15 protein-coding genes are annotated in these 16,073 nt (G+C 46.0%); 2 read left to right on the plus strand and 13 right to left on the minus strand.

Annotated features, from left to right (window positions below; genetic code table 11):
* Positions 1-25 precede the first annotated feature (25 nt).
* The 10 genes from ACYCSE_RS24160 to ACYCSE_RS24205 form a co-directional block, all read right to left on the minus strand.
* Positions 26-940 carry an STM4011 family radical SAM protein gene (locus tag ACYCSE_RS24160; RefSeq protein WP_250268675.1) on the minus strand — a complete coding sequence of 305 codons (915 nt, stop codon included), beginning with the start codon at positions 938-940 and terminating at the stop codon, positions 26-28.
* Positions 937-2,355 carry an STM4012 family radical SAM protein gene (locus tag ACYCSE_RS24165; protein ID WP_459700334.1) on the minus strand — a complete coding sequence of 473 codons (1,419 nt, stop codon included), beginning with the start codon at positions 2,353-2,355 and terminating at the stop codon, positions 937-939. The genes ACYCSE_RS24160 and ACYCSE_RS24165 overlap by 4 nt, the downstream gene beginning before the upstream one ends.
* Before the next feature lie 69 nt (positions 2,356-2,424).
* The gene (locus tag ACYCSE_RS24170) at positions 2,425-3,207 is read right to left on the minus strand and encodes an STM4013/SEN3800 family hydrolase (RefSeq protein WP_061831587.1); all 783 of its coding nucleotides are present in this window, start codon (positions 3,205-3,207) and stop codon (positions 2,425-2,427) included.
* Positions 3,204-4,541: an STM4014 family protein gene (locus ACYCSE_RS24175; protein ID WP_459700336.1), complete on the minus strand. Its 1,338-nt coding sequence runs from the start codon at positions 4,539-4,541 to the stop codon at positions 3,204-3,206. Before ACYCSE_RS24175 ends, ACYCSE_RS24170 begins: the two co-directional genes overlap by 4 nt.
* A 65-nt stretch (positions 4,542-4,606) precedes the next feature.
* Positions 4,607-5,449: an STM4015 family protein gene (locus tag ACYCSE_RS24180; protein ID WP_165177102.1), complete on the minus strand. Its 843-nt coding sequence runs from the start codon at positions 5,447-5,449 to the stop codon at positions 4,607-4,609.
* 235 nt (positions 5,450-5,684) lie between these two features.
* Positions 5,685-7,151 (minus strand): efflux RND transporter periplasmic adaptor subunit, encoded by a 1,467-nt coding sequence (locus ACYCSE_RS24185; RefSeq protein WP_069289769.1) that lies wholly within the window; start codon positions 7,149-7,151, stop codon positions 5,685-5,687.
* A gap of 69 nt (positions 7,152-7,220) precedes the next feature.
* Positions 7,221-8,738: a DHA2 family efflux MFS transporter permease subunit gene (locus tag ACYCSE_RS24190; protein ID WP_061831583.1), complete on the minus strand. Its 1,518-nt coding sequence runs from the start codon at positions 8,736-8,738 to the stop codon at positions 7,221-7,223.
* A gap of 15 nt (positions 8,739-8,753) precedes the next feature.
* Positions 8,754-9,407 carry an HlyD family secretion protein gene (locus tag ACYCSE_RS24195; protein ID WP_061831582.1) on the minus strand — a complete coding sequence of 218 codons (654 nt, stop codon included), beginning with the start codon at positions 9,405-9,407 and terminating at the stop codon, positions 8,754-8,756.
* 356 nt (positions 9,408-9,763) lie between these two features.
* Complete coding sequence (locus tag ACYCSE_RS24200) at positions 9,764-10,576, minus strand: hypothetical protein (protein WP_459700339.1); 813 nt, start codon at positions 10,574-10,576, stop codon at positions 9,764-9,766.
* 20 nt (positions 10,577-10,596) lie between these two features.
* The gene (locus ACYCSE_RS24205) at positions 10,597-11,055 is read right to left on the minus strand and encodes a flavodoxin (protein WP_459700341.1); all 459 of its coding nucleotides are present in this window, start codon (positions 11,053-11,055) and stop codon (positions 10,597-10,599) included.
* A 500-nt stretch (positions 11,056-11,555) separates the two neighbouring features.
* Here ACYCSE_RS24205 and ACYCSE_RS24210 point away from each other — a divergent pair, with 500 nt between their 5' ends.
* Together ACYCSE_RS24210 and ACYCSE_RS24215 are read left to right on the plus strand one after the other, a co-directional pair.
* Complete coding sequence (locus ACYCSE_RS24210; RefSeq protein WP_028540694.1) at positions 11,556-12,419, plus strand: class I SAM-dependent methyltransferase; 864 nt, start codon at positions 11,556-11,558, stop codon at positions 12,417-12,419.
* Between the two features lie 9 nt (positions 12,420-12,428).
* Positions 12,429-13,175: an RluA family pseudouridine synthase gene (locus tag ACYCSE_RS24215; RefSeq protein ID WP_442435924.1), complete on the plus strand. Its 747-nt coding sequence runs from the start codon at positions 12,429-12,431 to the stop codon at positions 13,173-13,175.
* Positions 13,176-13,309: 134 nt separating this feature from the next.
* Here ACYCSE_RS24215 and ACYCSE_RS24220 read toward each other — a convergent pair whose 3' ends face one another.
* The 3 genes from ACYCSE_RS24220 to ACYCSE_RS24230 all read right to left on the minus strand — a co-directional run bounded on the left by ACYCSE_RS24220 (position 13,310) and on the right by ACYCSE_RS24230 (position 16,017).
* Positions 13,310-14,812, minus strand: a complete 1,503-nt coding sequence (locus ACYCSE_RS24220; protein WP_322171557.1) for a DHA2 family efflux MFS transporter permease subunit — start codon at positions 14,810-14,812, stop codon at positions 13,310-13,312.
* Positions 14,796-15,281 carry a MarR family winged helix-turn-helix transcriptional regulator gene (locus tag ACYCSE_RS24225; RefSeq protein WP_025722031.1) on the minus strand — a complete coding sequence of 162 codons (486 nt, stop codon included), beginning with the start codon at positions 15,279-15,281 and terminating at the stop codon, positions 14,796-14,798. The genes ACYCSE_RS24220 and ACYCSE_RS24225 overlap by 17 nt, the downstream gene beginning before the upstream one ends.
* Before the next feature lie 265 nt (positions 15,282-15,546).
* Positions 15,547-16,017, minus strand: a complete 471-nt coding sequence (locus tag ACYCSE_RS24230) for a MarR family winged helix-turn-helix transcriptional regulator (RefSeq protein WP_061831576.1) — start codon at positions 16,015-16,017, stop codon at positions 15,547-15,549.
* Positions 16,018-16,073: the final 56 nt, after the last annotated feature.

The raw sequence follows: 16,073 nt of genomic DNA on the forward strand, positions 1-16,073 counted from the left end.
TACATTTAGACGCGGACGTACCTTGTTATATGGATTCATTTGCTCTATGAATAGCCTGTCTGCTAAATGATGGAGCCGGAGATAGCTGTACCTGCGGCACCCTTTCGAGTAAGCCACTACCGTACATTTCCCGAAACGGCTGCTCCTCCATATGAATATAGCCGATATAGCAGCCGCATTCTTTCATCCGGCACGGACGTTTGCCACTCAGACCCTCAAGACCATCCCTGTATAAGTGTCCTAGCACCCTTCGATCCTGATAGCAGTGTTTTACTCTTCCGTCACCCTGGACATAAAATACATCTTCACCAGCGCGACATGCCCGCCCCTGACTGCTATAATCCTTTAAATTCCATTGAAAATAGGGGTCTATCGTAGTTAATTCAGCAACCTCAACATCTGTATAATAATGTGGTCGATCCTTGTAGGCGTTGATCCACAAATAAACATCCCTTGGAAGTTGCGATCGCAAGGAACGAATAGCCGGAAATGCCTGTCTTAACCCGACAGTACCGACACTATAGGAAATGCCAAGTTCATATAGCTTCATAGCCTGCGATATAAAAACTTGCTCTTTCGTCTCTCCAGGGTGATATGTAGCCCACAGCGCAGCAGTCTCCGGGTTCAGTTCTTGCGTCCAATCCAGCTTAGTCGATAGATTCGTCTGTACCGCCACTTTTTCCACATGCGCCATGTGGGAAAACTCAATCATGGTCTTGCGATACCAGGAATGAATCAAGGCTTCTCCATACGGATTAAAAAAAATAGAGAGACGATGCCCCAGAGCGCCCTGTTCTCGTACCCAATCGGCAAAACGTTCCAACTGGGCCCGATCCTTGTTCAACGTTTCCCGACTATCAACGTTTTTACTGAACGGACAGTATGGGCAGGCATAGTTGCATGAGGTCAACGAACCACGATAATATAAGGTCGCTCTCATGCGCCTACATATCCTTCCATGCGCTCACGTACTGATGTGGAGATCATCCAGTCCCCAATCGCATCGGAATAGGCCATTCCTTCCTCTGTAAGTCGCAGCCTACCCTCCTCGACGACAGCCATACCGGATTCCAGCAGCAATGACATTCCCGTAAAATCGTCCGACAGGGATACATCGAAGCGCTCTGCATAGGCCGATAGCTCCAAACCTTCCCGATGAAGAAGCGCCTTTAAGATAAAGCGTCGCTTACTCTCATCCACATTTAAAATAAAGCCGTAGTCAGCCAGATCATGACGTTCCGCAGCAACATAATCTTCGATAATACTACGCGTAGCTGCTGCACTAACACCGTACCGGCTGGCATAGTGAACATTACGTGTATAGGATCGCGCACCACACCCCAGACCAGCCATACCTTCCTCCTGACAACTGTAGGGCAAAAGCTCTTTGCTGGATAAACCATCATTTTTTGCAAAACGGCGCATGGAATATTGTACATATCCTGCCTGTTTGAGCCGTTCGCGCGCCACTTCATACAAGCTAAGACGAATATCATGATCCAGCCCGGTATATCCTGGCTTTAAAATCGTATTTTCTCGAATATATAGCGGATAAAGAAAAATCTCTCCTGGCGAGTAAGACAGTGCTTCCTCTAAAGAATACAGCCAGGTTTCCACTGTTTGACCAGGCAGGCCATAGATCAGATCCACGTTCAGCAATGGAAAGTTGTATTCCACCAGCCGCTCAAGTGCTTCTCTAACAAGTTTGGGCTTCTGAGGTCGGTAAATGGCGGCACTTTCTGATTCCACAAAGCTCTGAATTCCCATGCTGACACGATCTGTCCCGCGGCGCTTGAGCACCTCCAACCTATCCTCAGTCACAGTATCGGGAGAGGTTTCCACCGAAATAGAAGCTCGTTTAGGGTCCAGTCCCATTATATTTTCCGCTATGTCAAACAAACGCTCCACCAAAGGAGCCTCCAGTAAGGTTGGTGTACCGCCGCCGATTGCAAAACGCGAAAAAGGCCGACGGCCCATAATGGGTGCCCATTGCTTGGCTTGTCTTTCTAGCGCATCCACATACTCCTTATGTACATCCAGACGCTTGTCCGGCAAAGTGAAGAGGTTACAAAATCCACAGCGAGCCGCGCAAAACGGAATATGCATATACAAAAAATAGCTTTCTAACTCCTCCTTCTCCCACAGCTCCTGCAATGAGAGCGGTGTATCAAACGAACGATAGGCCGTTTTATGCGGGTAAGAGTACAGATAGGAGCGGTAGGGAGCTTCACGGATCGTGCGTGCCCATTCAGCAGGAGTTTCAGGCCACTGAAACCTAGAGGGTGCTAAGTTTGTGTCTATCTCCGGGGCTACCGCACCCGTTGGATGTGAGTGATTCAGATTCATGGCTTTCATTTCTGCTCCTTCCTCGCGCTGGATTGATTTCTTGATATTTTACTAGTGCAATCTATATTTCTATTTGCTTTATAATATAAATTCGCGGTAAGGCACATTCCAGACTACCTCATGCGCCAGACGATGTCCTTCATAGCCGTCTTCCCCATAAGCTGTACCATGATCGGAAAAAACCATGCAAAACGTCTTGCCCCGATTTCGTAAAGCATCAAACAAACGTCCAAGCTCACCATCCACATACCGCAAGGCTGCTCGTTGAGACTCCACTGAATCTTTAGCTGAGCCCTTCACAAAATAATGATTAGGCCCATGGATCGCTGATACATTCAGAAACAAAAACAAGCGCTGCGACGGGTCTGTATTCCCCAACAGTTTCAGAGCATGATTCACCTGATGCTCCGTCGAACGGGGGTTGGTAACGCCAAAGTTCATACGCCAGTAGCTTTCTTGGAAATACCCTGGCAGCACTTTGGCAAGCTTATTTTTCTTCGTGAAAAAAATAACGCCGCCGATACAGATGGTCCGATAACCTTCACCCTCTAGCCCGGACACAATATCCGGGGCATCGAACAGCCAGGTATGTGGATGCGTACGTAGTCCCGTATCCTTTGTGTGAAACAGACGGATATGTGAAGTCTTATCCGTATTCGCTGGAGTCGGCAAAAATCCGCCAAAAAAGGCATGATGTGCAGCATAGGTAAAGCTACCCGGTGTATGACGCTTTTCCCACGACCCAGAGCCGCACAAATTCGGACAGTTCTCTTCCTCCAGCTTTGCTACATCATAACGCAGAGTATCAAGCGTAATCATGACAATATCATGAGAGCCGACAATTTGGTTCATATCAATCATAATCTGTCTTTCCTTTCCGTACCCACGCTCCTATTAGCGAGGTGCTGCATTTCCCATTCATACGGATTCCAACCCTGATGCTCAACCCGGTACAGCAAATCACCGAACGGATTAACATCCAATACATAGGGACGACCGCCATGAGCCGGAACCAGCACATCCAGTCCAGCAACCATGGAGGCTGGAAAAACACTCATAGCGGCTTTCGCCGTAAGCTGGATCGATTCCACCGTATTCTGTGGTAATCCGGCTTCCTTCAGCGAGAGCCGCTCATTACGCAAATGCAAATTCGTAATAGGGCTGTGGCTCAAACGTAAAACCGCATGGCAAGCTTCTGATCCGCACACGAGTTGGCGCACATCATAAACACGCCCGTTCAAGGTCGCTTTGGGAATCCAGCGCTCTACATGTATCCCTTCCAGGCATAGCCAGTTAAGGATAGCATGAATGTCCTGCTTATCCGTATAACGACGCAGTCGTCCGGCATTATAATACACGCGCTGTCCGCGTATGATTTCCGTTCCAATCGTGGTCACCGCCAGTTCCGCGTGTGTATGGGGATGTACCTGATAGGCCATGACACCAGAAGCACCAGACCCACAAAATATTTTCACAAATACGCGGTGAAACCCGCTCTCCTTTATTGCCGTGTGCAGATCGACAACATCATGAAATGCACCACCTGAAGATGCAAGCACTGGCGGGACTCTTATATCTGCCTTGCTTAAATCGGCGCTACAACGCCGTTTGTCGAACATCACGGCCACTTCCGCTGGATCGTTCATCCAGTATGACGAGGGCCAGAGCAGAGCCACTTCATCACGCAGCCAGGCCAGCAGACGGCAATAGCCCCGGAACCATTGTGCCGGGTGCCAAATACGACCGTGCTGCTCCTGCAGACGTCGCGCTTCTGCCGCCGATATACCTGTTCCTTGTGTCCATTCGGGCCATGGCAACAGAGAATCGTCTCCCTCACCATCCGAGGCGCCCAGAGCAATCAACTCACGCTCTACCTCAAAGCTTTCGCCCGGTGCATCCAGACGAAGCAGCGGACCACTGTTCATCTGCCCCGCCAGTAACTGATCAATGCTCTCTTGCAGAAAGGAACTGCCATTCACGCTAGCATGCGTAGCTCGCGCAGCTATTCGCGCCATCAGCTCGCTCAGACCTTGTTTCTGCCGAATAGCTTCCAGCACATTCTTATAGGAAACCTCCAGAGCGGGCGGAAGCATTAATCTGCTTCGCGCCTCCTGTAGCCCGGTAGTTCGACGATTCCCCGGATTACCGAACAAGATAAACGGCTCGCTGACATTACAGTCTGACATTCTAACCATAGAGCCGCCTCACTTTAGATCATTTTAATTTTGAAAACAGTCCGTTTTAAGTCCATTTGTACAAATTACTCAGTCAGTGATGGATAACGCCAATCATCTTCCTCATCCGCTTCTTGTTGATCTTCCACGTTCACAGATAGACCCGAGCTTTTCCAACGTTGCATCATTTCACTAGACATATAATGATAGCTCAAATCCAGATGCTTCAGCCCTTTTATACTTTCACTAGCCAGCAGCGCTTCTGCACCTTTATCAGACAACGTACCTTGTGAGAGATCCAGCACTTCCAGTTGTCCAATCACAGGGGCATTAGCTGCTGCAATTGCAATTTCATCCTGTATTTCACTATCTTTCAGTCCCAAGTATGTAAGTTTGGGGAAAGGATTGCTATTCAAAAACGGCAAAACATCTTTCAGGTTACCGTCAAAACCATAGTTATCGACACCCAAATACAGTTCCAGCTTGCGCAGTTCAGGCAGTTCTGCATTGTGTATTTGCTGAAGAACGCTCACTGGCAGGCCGCCACAAATAATAACCAATTCCTGAAGGTTGTTATGACGAAGTGGTTCCAGACTCAGGTCCTGGCTTCCTTTGATATGAAAGGACTCCAACGCTGGAAACGCTTCTAATAACGGGGATAGATTCGTCTGGTTAATCCATGAAACCTCACACTCATCATATTCCATATCACCAATAAACAGCTTGCGTAACTTAGGGAAATGATCTTTAAGCTTCACTAACACTGGGATGAAATCATCTGGTGAGCTCTCATAGGCTCCACCCCAATCTCCAATGATCAGATCCGTAACTTCCGCGCTCTCCGGCTTGGCTGCCAGTTCCTCAAGCAATTTAGCCATCGTTTGGCCATTCTCATAAGCTTCAAAATCCACTACCAATTTTACTTCCATCTTACAATTCCTCCGATCATTTATCTGAGAATGTAATAAAGCTTGAAAACTATCTATTTCCAATTTAGTCTATCCTATTCTACCAATGTTCGTCAAAAATAGTCCTAAATCGACATCAGTCCTATGTAAAATGTGCTCAATGAAATCAAAACAAGACAGCCCACTAAGCAGGCTGTCTTGCGCATATGTCTATAATAAACTTCTACTATTATATAGTAGTAATTCTAGAACCAAATTATTGGCTAATTGTAATCGGTGAGTTATCGGACAGCAATGCCAGATTATTCACGATCACATTCTCCTCATTGCTCAAGCCACTGGTAACGAGTGTTTGTGAACCTGCCGTCTGAACAGTCTTCACTTCCTTACGTTTCGCATGGTCTCCGTTTACAACATATACATATTCTTTACCTTGATCCTTTTGAACTGCCGCAGTAGGAACCACAATGCCTTCTTGTGCATTGGCAGCGACAAAGCTGATATCAGCCAACATGCCGGATTTCAGTTTTGTGTCTGGATTCGCAACTGAGATTTTTACAGGATAGCCTTTTCCACTTGCATCCAACGGGCTTACATTTTTAACTGTACCTGTTGTTACAATGTTGGAAGCTGCAACACGAACCTGTACCTTGTCACCTACTTTTACATTGTTGATCTGTTCCGCTGGAACATAGATTAATGTATTGACCGTACTCAGATTCGCAATGACCAGCGCAGGAGATTGAGCGGATACCATTTCGCCCACTTCTGCATTTTTCGTACCCACAATACCATTAATCGGTGATGTAACAACGGTGTCATCCAATGCATCCTGAGCAATGTTTACATTCAGCTGAGCCTGCTTAAGAGATTGTTGGCTGGACTCGATGACCGCAGTATTTTGAGATACTTTGAGTTGGTTTTGCGCATTGCTGTATCCACTATTAGCATTACTGTAGCTATTTTTTGCTGAATCATAGCTGTTGCGAGCTGTAGTCAAGGCCTTCTGCGCAGCTACCAACTGATCTTGTGCATTAGCCTGCGCATTTTGTGCATTATTGTAAGCCGCTTCCGCATTCACAACTGCTGTTTTGGCTTGTTCTAATTGTGCTTGAGTGCTCGCACCTGCATCAAATAGACTTTGTGTACGTGTTACATTCTTCTGTGCATCTGCCAAAGCTTGCTGCGTTTGTTTCACCGTATTGGCTGCCGAGGAGACACCATGTGTTGCTTGTTCTACGGCTGTAGTAGCTTGATTAATAGCCCCCTGTGCCTGATTGATTGCACTTTGGGATTGAATCACGCCGCTCTTGGACTGCACTAAGCCCGAGTTTGCTTGAACCATCGTAGATTCGTGGGATGCTTGAGCGGTGCTTACTCCGGCTGCTGCCGCAGCTGCTGCGGCGCGAGCTTTCGCAACATTATTCCGCATGTCTTTATCATCAAGCTTGAACAGTACTTGACCCTTTTTAACCTCGGAGCCAATATCCACAGGCAGCTCAACCACTTTACCGCCCACTTTAGGCACAATGTTCACCGTCTCCGAAGGTGTTACCGTTCCTGTATAAATATTTCCCTGTCCGATGATGCCTTGCTGTGCTTGGCTGATTTTAACCGGAACGACCATGTCCTGAGCCGCCCCGCTATTACTGGAGCAGCCTGCCAGCACTGCGCCGCCGAGCACTAAAGCCGCTAATGTACTTTCTACTCTCAATATTTTCATGATAATTCCCTTTCTTTCTGTCCGTGGAAATAATGTAAGTCATCCAGTCGATATTTTGTACTTCACTTATTAAGCTTCCGGCTGTGTCTTTGCTTTCTTCCTCTGAATAAACAAAAAGATGAGTGGAATTGTGCAAAACAGCGGTATGGATGAAATGAGGAACGTATCCCCAATTCCTCTTGATGTAGCATCCAGTGTGATTAAACTACTTATGGATGACATCCATGAGCTGCCCAATGTCGCTTGTAGCGTATGAGCCGAGTCTGGTGTAATGGACTCCGAAATTTGCTGGGCATGAGCAGCCGAACGGCTTTGCATAATGGCGGTTAGCACCGCAATCGCCATAGATGCAGCCACAGTACGTACCAGATTGGACGCTGTAGACGCATTGGCTACCTTGCTCGGATGAACGGCATTCATGCCGACCGTGGATAATGGCATCATGCAAATACCAATTCCCAGACCCCGTAATGCCATTACGGTTTCCAACCAGGCATGCGAAGTATCTGGCGTAAGCTGGTGAAGATGATAGGTCATAAAGCTGGTTAGCGTCAGGCCCACAAGTCCCAAAGGCACAATGCCGAACTTATCGAACAGCTTCCCGGCAATAGGCATCATAGCCGCCATGGCAATGGCCTGTGGAATGAGGATAATACCGGTATCAATCGGTGACACACGCTGGATATTTTGCAAAAACAACGGTGTTAGGAACGTTCCTCCGTACATCCCCATCATGACCAAACTAGAGGCAATTACACTAATCGTATACTTTGAATTCTTGAATAATGAGATTTCAATTACAGCATTATCCTTGCCGCTTTCTACATAGATCAGAAAAACAAGTGCCCAGAAAGCAATAAACAGCAGGGATACAATTCCAAAAGAAGTCCAGCCATCACGCTGGCCGTTTGTCAATGCGTACAAGAGTGTTCCGGCACAAGTTGCCGCCAGCAAAAAGCCCGGTAGATCAAACGGCTTCGGCTCTACTTTAGGCGGTTCTTTGATTAGAAGAATAACCATTAAAATTGCAAATAAAGCAACTGGCACACTGACAATAAACAAGAATCGCCAGTTAAACCACTCAATTAAATATCCGCTGAGCGTAGGCCCTACAGCCGGCGCTGCCATTGCGGCGATCCCCCATATACCAAGGGACATACCGATTTGTTCACGCGGCATAATTTTGTAAATAATCGTCATACTCAGCGGCATAATAACACCACCACCCAGACCAGCCAGCACCCGTGCTGCGATCAGGGAAGAATCACTCCATGCAAAAATACATATTCCCGTTCCCAGCGAAAATACGCTGAGCGCAAGAATCAAAAACTTTTTGTATCCGAGGCGCTGCTCCATATATCCGGTAATCGGTACGATTACACCAGATGCAAGCGTGTAACCTGTAATAACCCACTGAATACGTGTCGTCGTAGATCCTAAATCTGTCGTCAATCTAGGAATGGCGACATTGATCAGACTGTTGTTCAGAATGGCGACAAAGGCGCCTAAAACGATAGCGAAAAAGGCAAGCCAGCGTTCTTTGGAAGAATCTGTCGAAGGAGCAGCAGCAATATCATTGGCAGCCACATGGACCCCTCCTTTTTAAGGTGTATGAATTTTTACTTCCACGTTCGTTCCAGGAATAAGCTTCAGATCCTTCGGCTTGTTCACAGCAATCTCTACAGGCACACGCTGAGTCACCTTGTTAAAGTTACCACTTGTGTTCACTGCAGGAACGAGTGAGAACACGGCGTTGGAGGCTTCGCCCACTTTACGAACTTTACCCTGAATCACCTGGTCACCTGCTGCATCAAGCGTAATATCAACAAGCTGTCCTGGTTTAATACGGTTAATATCGGTTTCTTCAATATTCGTGGATACGTACAAGCTGTTCATATCCACCATTGTTGCAACAGCACTACCCGGCGATCCGATTTCATGCTCTTTCGAATAAATCTTAATGACGGTTCCGTTGATCGGCGCGCGTAGTACGGACTTGCTGATCATGCTCGCATCCAACCCCGATACATCCTGCTCGGCAATCGGTTCATTACGCTGAACAACATCTCCTTCTTCCACATCAATGTGACTAATTTCTCCAGAGATTTGCGGCATTACCTTATATTGATCGGCTTGAATGCGCGCATCGTCACTTTTAACAAAGTGTGTTGCTTGATACCAATAATAGTAGCCAATAGCTCCACCGCTCAGAATGAGCAGTACAATGAGGATTGGCAATACAGTTTTCTTACTCACTTCTTCCACCCCTGTTGTCCAAAAAATTTTTATTATTCAACGCTAATATTTTAAAATTGAAATATTAGGCCATTAAACCAAATAGAGAACGTAAATAAACACATGGCAACATTCCATGCAAAAGACAGGACTATCTTATGTACATAGGACAATTTGATCCATGGTCCACAAACCGCTTTTTATATTTAAATATTTTCATATAACTATTGTACATTGAAATATTATAGATATATTTATCTATTCAGGCAACATAAATTTTCAGTTTTTTCATAATTTTTTTTCATAAAAAAGAACCTTGTTTCCAAGGCTCTTTCACGAAAAGGGATAGTTTACAATTAAAGGATTACACAGTAAGGTTAAGAGAAAGGCGTAGGTACAGCTGACCGTTGTTTGCAGTTTTTCGCCTCCTGCCCTTCCTTCGTGTTCTTATTCATTCTGTTTCCCTGAGAAACTTGCTCCCCTATGCACCCCCCGCAACGGCAGCGTTCTGTCGTCCCATGTACATCCTCTTTGGAATCCCGTAATAGCCGTACGTAATCCAGAGATTGCTGTAAAGAAGCAGGTCCCGGAATGAAACGGACCTTCTTGCCTTCCAGTAGACAGTATACCTCAATAAGCTGAGGAAGAGCTCCAAATGCATAATAACAAAATACATTTGTCATATGTTGGAATGTACTGACAACGTTAGGATTATAGTCAACGATATACTTTTGAATGAGCAGGGAATCTGCTTCTGCTGATAGTTGCCAAGCAGCCTGAACAATAAGCGAAATATTGACCTCTAACTCAGGCACAGACGTACAAAATTGTTCATACAGCATCACAGGCACCATCAAGTCATTATTTAAGCCACAAATTTTTGACAACTCACCTGACACTTTATTTTTGACATCCCAATAATGGAACAAAGATTCAAAGCTGTCTGACTGCTTGGGCCACCATTTCTCCAGCACATACTGGACAGGGACTTCCCGCCGTACCTTTACTCCCATTCCAAAGTATTCGTTAAGCGCATGCCCTACTGCATATTGAACCCGTTGCCGCCAATTCCAGCCCTCACGCCCTCTTTTCCTCTGTGATTGACGGATTGGCTGTGGAGTTCTCCACATCTCCTCCAGCTGATAGTCGTGCAGAAGAGGAAAGCCGCTTAAGCTATCGCTATTGCGCATACCTATCCCTCACTCTCTTCTCAGGACACTTCAATACCAGCCTGTGCAAATTGTCTTCCGTAAGCTCGGCAATTCTCCTTGTCATCATCCAATGGATTGAATTCAATCTTCAGACTCTCTTGAATGACCGATGCGCCGCGTTCTTTGACTTTTTTCTCTACCAAGTCCACTGCGCCACAGAATTGCGTATAAGATGTATCTCCACTGCCAAATACTGCGGTCTTTTTACCAGACAAATCAAGTTCGTCTAGTTCCTCGTAAAAATCCAAAAATTCATCAGGAAGCTCACCATCTCCCCATGTATATACACCCAGTAGGAACCCGTCATATGCAAGCAGTTCTTGCGCGCTGCAATCATACGAAGCCTTCAACTCTGCCTCATGCCCTGCCTGACGAACACCCTCGGCGATCAATTCCGCAATTTCCTCTGTATTACCGGTCAAACTGGCATAAGCAATCATGATTTTACCCAAGTTCATCCCTCACCTTTATTTGAAATATGGGATGCTTTCATTCCCTGTTACTCAAATAATATTTGATAATGATTCTCATTGTCAAATATTAATTTCAAAAACTAGCTTTAATCTTGGGGAGATATACGCAAAACAGCCGCATTACATGCGACTGTTGGCTGATAAACTCTATGGATAAGCACATTAAATTAGAGCCTTGTTTAATTAAGGAGAATTTCAGCTGTGTTGATAAAAAATATTATGTACGTACAATTCAATCCATTTTTCATTATTATAATAAAAAAACGGATTGTTGTACGTACAAGTGGGATTGATTTCATTTTAATATGGAAGCGCTATAATTACAAGTACATCCGAGAAAAAATATTTTAGACCATTTGACTACTTACTTATTTATGTAATCATTCGATTGTTGCTGAGGTTTGTTGTACAATAGACTCCATATGGGGATTTCTGTGCAGCTTGCTGCCTGAATCCTGAATTGACTGCTGAAGGATGGATTGTACATGTATGTAGCACAAGAGTGGAAAGACTATGAAGTAATGGATACAGGCGGTGGTGAAAAACTGGAACGTTGGGGTGATATTGTCCTGCGTCGTCCCGATCCGCAAATCATATGGCCTTTGGCCCAGGAAACAGCCGAATGGCGTAATGTTCATGGGCATTATCACCGTAGTTCCTCCGGTGGCGGCAACTGGGATATGAAAAAACCTATTCCCGAGCGCTGGACAATTAGCTATGGACCGCTTAAATTCCACATTAAACCGACCAGCTTCAAGCATACCGGTCTTTTTCCGGAGCAAGCAGCGAACTGGAGCTGGATGATGGATAAAATCAAAGGCGCAGGCAGACCGATTTCCGTACTGAACCTGTTTGCATACACGGGAGGAGCCACGACTGCTGCTGCGTATGCTGGAGCCAGTGTAGTTCACGTGGATGCCGCCAAAGGCATGGTGCAGTGGGCAAAGGAAAACGTTCAATTGTCCGGTCTGGCTGACCGTCCGGTACGCTTCATTACGGATGACGTATTCAAGTTCGTGCAACGGGAACAACGTCGGGGCAACCGTTATGATGCCATTATCATGGACCCTCCTTCTTACGGACGCGGACCGAACGGAGAAACTTGGAAGCTTGAAGAAAGCTTATACCCGTTTCTCGAATCCTGCATGAGCATCATTTCGGATCAACCGCTGTTCATGCTGATTAACTCCTATACTACAGGTATTTCGCCTACTGTATTGCGCAACATGCTGAGCATGACCATGCAACAAAAGTACGGCGGTCAAATTAGCGCTGGTGAAATCGGATTGCCGATCACTCGCTCGGGATTGAATTTGCCTTGTGGTATTCTCGGACGCTGGGAGGCTTAAATTCCTCTTATGACTCAAAATGAACTTACCCGACATGAGCATGCACTGCCCAACATTCCTGTCCTATATGAGGACAATCATGTTTTGGCAGTTGTAAAGCCTGTCAATGTTCCAACACAAGAGGATGCCAGTGGTGATCCTGATCTGTTGTCTTTACTCAAGGAAGATCTAAAAATCAGACACAATAAGCCTGGTAACGTTTTTTTGGGCTTAGTTCACAGACTGGATCGGCCTGTAGGTGGGGCCATGATTTTTGCTAAGACGTCCAAAGCTGCTTCTCGCCTGTCAGAGTCGGTACGAAGTCGTCATTTTCACAAACTGTATACCGCAGTTCTGAATGGCGTTCCGACGGACCCACAGGGCCGTCTAACCCATTACTTGCTAAAGGATAGCCGAACCAACACAGTTCAAGCGGTTCGACCTGGCACAGCTGGTGCGAAAGAAGCCATTTTGGAGTACTGCGTGATCGGACAAGCAGATGGACTCAGTCTCGTGCAGATTAAGTTGCACACCGGACGCTCACACCAAATTCGTGTGCAAATGCAGGCGATCGGCTGTCCCCTCTACGGTGACCAAAAATATGGCGGTCATCTGAGCCGACCCGGTCAACAGCTGGCGCTCTGGTCCTTACTCGCTGGAGCACCGCATCCGGTTAGCAAGGACGATATGAGATTTCACTCGTTACCTCCTGTCCAATTTCCATGGAATGAATGGCCAAGGTCGCTTTATGAGAATATGATTACGTCTGAAATTTGAATCGGAAAGCCCTGCTCTATCTGAATATCGATCTTCGACCCCATTTGCACAAAGAACCTGCAACGCATGTGAACAAACATGCATTGCAGGTTCTTTTTTTGCAGAAAATTAAATTAATGCGTCATCTCATCCTTTTATGATGAGGAAGCCACGGACTGCCCTTTCTTGCTGTTTACCAGTTGTTGACGGGGTTGGGCGTTTTGTGCATTCGTATTTTTGATGAAAAATGCTAAAATCAGAGCGGCCACACTCAACGCTGTTGCAATAATAAAAGCCGAATTAATCCCATAAATCGTGGCTTGATTACCTGCAGCCAGCATCCCCGCTTTATCCGTCACGCTTAGTCCCTCAGACGTAACAATCGATGTCAAGCGGTTGCTGCTTTGTGTGGACATCACTGTCACCAGAATTGCTGTCCCAATCGAGCCGGAAATCATACGCAGCGTGTTACTCATTGCCGTACCATGTGCATTCAATCGTTGCGGAAGCTGATTCAACCCGGCCGTTTGGATCGGCATCATCAGCAACGACATCCCGAACATCCGCACCGTATAATTAATTAACAGTGTCATATAGGTGGTTGTTTCGGTCAACCTTGTAAATTCCCAAGTCGTTATAGCCATGATCAGCAAGCCAATTACAGACAACCAGCGTGCTCCGATTCGGTCAAAAATAGCCCCCGTTACAGGAGACATGAGCCCCATCAGAATCGCTCCCGGTAACATCAGCATACCGGACTGGAGCGGTGTAAAACCCCGAATATTTTGCAAATAAATCGGAAGCAATATCATACCGGCGTACAAAGCCATCGTCACAATCACATTAATGATTGTCGTCAAGCTGTACACATCGTATTTAAAGATACGGAACTCCAGCATAGGCTCATCTGCCTTCAGTTGGCGGACAATAAACAAAATAAGCGCAATTGTCCCAACGATAAGCGTAGACAGGACAGGAATACTTCCCCAACCTGATGTTCCCGCATCACTAAAGCCGTATAATAGTCCACCGAAACCGAGCGTAGACAAAATGATGCCGGGAATGTCCAGCTTTGGCTTGGACTGCTCCGTTACATTTTTCAGAAAAATAAATCCGATCACGATTGAAATTACTGATATCGGCAGGATGATCCAGAACAAAACCCGCCAGTCATAATGCTGTACTATATAACCGGATAAGGTTGGCCCAATGGCTGGAGCAAAACCCATCGCAATCCCCAAGGTCCCCATCGCCCGGCCACGACGCTCTATTGGGTAGATGTTCAAGATAACGACCATCATTAAGGGCATCATGATACCTGCCCCCGCGGCCTGAATAAGCCGACCGATCAGCAATATGCTGAAGCTTGGTGCTATAGCACATAACAGCGTCCCGATTGAAAAAATAGTCATCGCGCTAATAAACAATTTACGAGTGGAGAAACGGGCAATCAAGAACGCGGTCACCGGGATCAATACCCCATTCACGAGCATAAACCCCGTGCTGAGCCACTGAGCTATATTGGCATCTATATTCAGATCACTCATCATTTTCGGTAAAGCCACACTGATCAACGTCTGATTTAATATCGCTACAATCGCGCCAATCAACAGAGCGGCCACAATGGGTGCTCTGCGTACATTACCTGGTAGTGTCATTTGAGGACTGCTCAAGTTGATTCATTCCCTTCGGTGTTAATTTCATGATCATTTGTTTATGGATATCTAGGACCATCTCTAGCTGCTCCTTCGGGATGTCCAGAATGGGCAAGACGCGCTCCATCCACATGGCGTCTACTTTTTGCATGATATCTTTCCCTTCCGGCGTAAGCGTCAACACTAAGGATCTACGGTCATGCTCATGCCGTCCGCGAGCAATATATCCCGCCTTGGTCAAGCGGTCAACCACTCCACTCATAGAGCTGCTTCCCACATGCGCTATGTCTGCCAACTCGGATAACCCGATGTTGGGGCGTTTATTCAGAATTGCCAAAGCCATATGCTGAATGGCCGTCAGATCCAAATGCTGCTCCTCATTCCAGAAGGCATAAAATATCGTTTTGTTAACCTCCCTTACCGATTGAATAATCCGGTACACCTCAAGTCTGTCTTCCTCTCTGTCACTCACTGAAACCATCCTTCTTTCTAATACCCAATTCACAATCCATATAACATAAACAAGCAACTATTTGTATACGAATTGTTATTTATTTATAACTATTATTTTATCATCTCTTATGTAAATGTCAACATTCACCCAAATATCATCTATACTTCAACACAAAAAAGCGCGGTATGAATACCACGATAGGTATTTACATCCGCGCACTCCTATTTGCCTTAAAATGATAATCTGCTGCGTACAGCTACTTTTCATGTAGCCACCATTCTAGTTATTCTGCTCGCTCTATTGGTTCCTTTACTCCCTCAGTCTCACTTGCCGATACTGAAGTCTTCGCCTTCGTTGTAATTTTCCCCAACAAATAAACCAGCAAATTTTGATTGTGCTGAGAAATTCGGTTTAGTGCAGAACCCAGAAAATCATCCCGTATTCGTAATCCACGCTCTACTTCTTCTCTCCCTTGATCCGAAATGACAATCCATACAATTCTACGGTCTTTTACATCTCTGAAACGGGTGACCAGTCGATTCCGTTCCATCCGATCCAGCAGCATCGTAACCGCGGCTGGTGTGGTGGCGAGATATGGGATTAGTTGAGACGGTTTCATACGGCCGTATTCGTTCAAAACCTCCAGCACCGTAAGTTGAGCTTCGGTTAATGATGGAGCCAGTTGCTGCTCCATATGAACCTTATAATCCTTAGCCATTCTGGACCAGATTTTCGCAAATTCGGTCGTTTGCATTTTGCCTCACTCCTTTAGATAACAGGGTCAGTAAAAGCATCAAAGTTACCGTATGG

Source organism: Paenibacillus sp. SEL1, from assembly GCF_054602535.1.

Bases quoted from the DNA above. Each gene is read 5' to 3' on its own strand.
- ACYCSE_RS24200 (WP_459700339.1), bottom strand. From the start codon at position 10,576: ATGCGCAATAGCGATAGCTTAAGCGGCTTTCCTCTTCTGCACGACTAT.
- ACYCSE_RS24215 (WP_442435924.1), top strand. From the start codon at position 12,429: ATGACTCAAAATGAACTTACCCGACATGAGCATGCACTGCCCAACATT.
- ACYCSE_RS24185 (WP_069289769.1), bottom strand. From the start codon at position 7,151: ATGAAAATATTGAGAGTAGAAAGTACATTAGCGGCTTTAGTGCTCGGC.
- ACYCSE_RS24180 (WP_165177102.1), bottom strand. From the start codon at position 5,449: ATGGAAGTAAAATTGGTAGTGGATTTTGAAGCTTATGAGAATGGCCAA.
- ACYCSE_RS24170 (WP_061831587.1), bottom strand. From the start codon at position 3,207: ATGATTGATATGAACCAAATTGTCGGCTCTCATGATATTGTCATGATT.
- ACYCSE_RS24220 (WP_322171557.1), bottom strand. From the start codon at position 14,812: ATGACACTACCAGGTAATGTACGCAGAGCACCCATTGTGGCCGCTCTG.
- ACYCSE_RS24165 (WP_459700334.1), bottom strand. From the start codon at position 2,355: ATGAAAGCCATGAATCTGAATCACTCACATCCAACGGGTGCGGTAGCC.
- ACYCSE_RS24160 (WP_250268675.1), bottom strand. From the start codon at position 940: ATGAGAGCGACCTTATATTATCGTGGTTCGTTGACCTCATGCAACTAT.
- ACYCSE_RS24210 (WP_028540694.1), top strand. From the start codon at position 11,556: ATGTATGTAGCACAAGAGTGGAAAGACTATGAAGTAATGGATACAGGC.
- ACYCSE_RS24230 (WP_061831576.1), bottom strand. From the start codon at position 16,017: ATGCAAACGACCGAATTTGCGAAAATCTGGTCCAGAATGGCTAAGGAT.
- ACYCSE_RS24175 (WP_459700336.1), bottom strand. From the start codon at position 4,541: ATGGTTAGAATGTCAGACTGTAATGTCAGCGAGCCGTTTATCTTGTTC.
- ACYCSE_RS24205 (WP_459700341.1), bottom strand. From the start codon at position 11,055: ATGAACTTGGGTAAAATCATGATTGCTTATGCCAGTTTGACCGGTAAT.